Source organism: Paenibacillus sp. FSL A5-0031 (assembly GCF_001956295.1).
GTDB lineage: Bacteria > Bacillota > Bacilli > Paenibacillales > Paenibacillaceae > Pristimantibacillus.
In genome coordinates this window covers 1-1,603 of record NZ_MRTD01000058.1, presented here as the reverse complement: position 1 = coordinate 1,603, position 1,603 = coordinate 1, and the positions used below count along the sequence as shown (strand labels likewise).

Sequence of the window (1,603 nt, the reverse complement as noted above, 5' to 3'; positions counted from 1 at the left end):
AAACTAACCTGCCCGTTCGTATTATGAGGTCACCAGATCTTTCTGGTAGACCTCATTTTTGTGTGGTCTTAAGATAGCGGTAGCCGGGGATCGAACGTACCTGCCCGTGGGAGCCAGATCCCGAGAGCTATACCGTTCATCCCCCCTACTTGTTAAACCATGATTAGGCTGGTTGGGACCATAATCCCGTATCACATGCGATAATGTGGACGACAAGAAAGTTAGGGGTTACCGGCGAATATAATATTGGGAGTGATTGAATGAATCCTGTCATTGGATTAGATGTATCTAAAGGAGAAAGTCATGCACAAGCCTTTTCAGATCGAGGAACGCCCTACGGAAAGACATTTCGATTTGAGCATAATCTTGAGGGATTAGCGTCCTTCCTCCGCTTTGCTCAAAGCCTGGAGTCCTTTACTGGGCGGCGTCCGGCCATTGTGTTAGAAGCAACGGGCCATTATCATAGTCCGGTTATTCAGTTTCTAAATGAGCATCAATATCTGTATATCGTTATCAATCCGTTACTTTCACACCAAGCGAAAAAGTTGAATTTACGTAAGGTAAAAACGGATGTTGCTGACGCATACCAGTTGGGCGAAATGTTCTACAAAGAAGAGCTAGAGCCTTACAAAAAACGGGGTCAGTATCTAATGAATCTGCGTTACCTGACACGGCAACATGAGTCGCTGACTGAAATATATGTCCAGGTAAAGTTGCAGTTTCAAGCGGTACTGGATCAAGTCTTTCCAGAGTATCATGGCGTGTTTGGTGACCTTTATTCTAAGGTATCACTTCGTCTCCTGGCCCAGTATCCAACGTCTCAATCGGTGCTAGCATTGTCCGAGGAAAACGTTACGGCGATTATAAAACGCCTTGTTGGACATGTTAAATCGAACCAGTGGTCGCTAGAACGGGCACAGAAACTAATGGCTGCTGCAGAGCGAAATCCCTTCAGAGAGACCGCTTTTCCGAGTCATTTAATCTCATTAGAGCTATTCATTCATTTACTTCTTCAGTACCAGGAGCATCTAACGAAACTGGACAAATCGATAGAAACTCTGGCTGAAGAATTAATGGAGTACGATCTAATCCAATCAATACCCGGCATTGGTACTAAAATTGCAGCAACAATTTTAGCTGAGGTCGGAGAAATTGATCGGTTCGATCACGCGAAGAAACTGGTTGCGTTTGCTGGTATTGATCCTAGCGTCTTTTCTTCCGGCAAGTTTACAGCAACCCGAAATAAAATCACCAAACGTGGTTCTAGAAGGCTTCGGACAGCCTTATATCAAGCTGTAAGGTGTGGACTGAAAGGCTCACGTAACAAGAGAATAAGAGCTTATTACGACAAAAAGCGTGCAGAAGGCAAACTATTTAAAGTAGCTGTGATCGCTTGTGTAAATAGACTGATCCATTGGATATATGCGATTTTGACCAAGAAAGAACCTTTCCGCTTGACTGAATAAGCAGTGTCTGGATATTGAGGAAAACCTCCCCAAATTCTATGGGGTGGTTATTTGTCATGCTTTTTTACCAGTATAGCACCCTTCGTTTTCTTCATTAATAATTAAATATTGACAGCCTATTGGCTGGTATAGTGCAA

1 protein-coding gene is annotated in these 1,603 nt (G+C 43.5%); it reads left to right on the top strand.

The features are described from left to right. Window positions 1-260: 260 nt before the first annotated feature. Window positions 261-1,466 (top strand): IS110 family RNA-guided transposase, encoded by a 1,206-nt coding sequence (locus tag BK120_RS34235; RefSeq protein WP_076271927.1) that lies wholly within the window; start codon window positions 261-263, stop codon window positions 1,464-1,466. Window positions 1,467-1,603: the final 137 nt, after the last annotated feature.